The organism is Mesorhizobium sp. M0772 (assembly GCF_040320135.1).
Classification (GTDB): Bacteria; Pseudomonadota; Alphaproteobacteria; order Rhizobiales; family Rhizobiaceae; genus Mesorhizobium.
Genome location: NZ_JAMYPB010000130.1, coordinates 1 through 531, shown reverse-complemented (window position 1 = coordinate 531; position 531 = coordinate 1). Strand labels below are relative to the sequence as shown.

Sequence of the window (531 nt, the reverse complement as noted above, 5' to 3'; positions counted from 1 at the left end):
GCGGCCCAAGCTCGCCGGCGTGCTGGCGCTGCAGCAGGCGTTGACGGGCAGATCGCTGGACTTTCTGTGCCTGTTCTCCTCGATCAGTTCGCGCACGGGCGGCGGGCCGGGGCAGGTCGACTACTGCGCGGCCAACGCGTTTTTGGAAGCTTACGCGCGCCAGCATGCCGGCGCACACGGATGTACCATGGCCGTTGCCTGGGGGGAGTGGCAGTGGAACGCCTGGGAGAAGGGTCTTGAAGGCTTTCCAGACGATGTGAAGGCGTACTTCATCGCAAAGCGGCAACGCTTCGGGCTGAGCTTTGCGGACGGCTGCGAGGCGCTGGGTCGTGTGCTGGCGAACGGGCTGACGAACAGCTTTGTCGCCACGCAAGACTTTGCCGCTATGGTGGAGGGCAGCAAAAGCTTCTCGATCGCGACGATCCTTGCCGCGTCGCAGCGCGTGCAGGCGAGGCGGCCGTCGCACCCGCGCCCGCCGCTGATGGTGTCCTACAGGGCGCCGCAGAGCGCAGCGGAGCGCCGGCTCTGCGA

1 protein-coding gene is annotated in these 531 nt (G+C 67.0%); it reads left to right on the top strand.

The window, feature by feature from the left end; translation table 11 throughout:
• A partial coding sequence (locus NKI06_RS30885; RefSeq protein WP_352987930.1) for a ketoreductase domain-containing protein occupies positions 1–531 on the top strand: 531 nt, incomplete at both ends.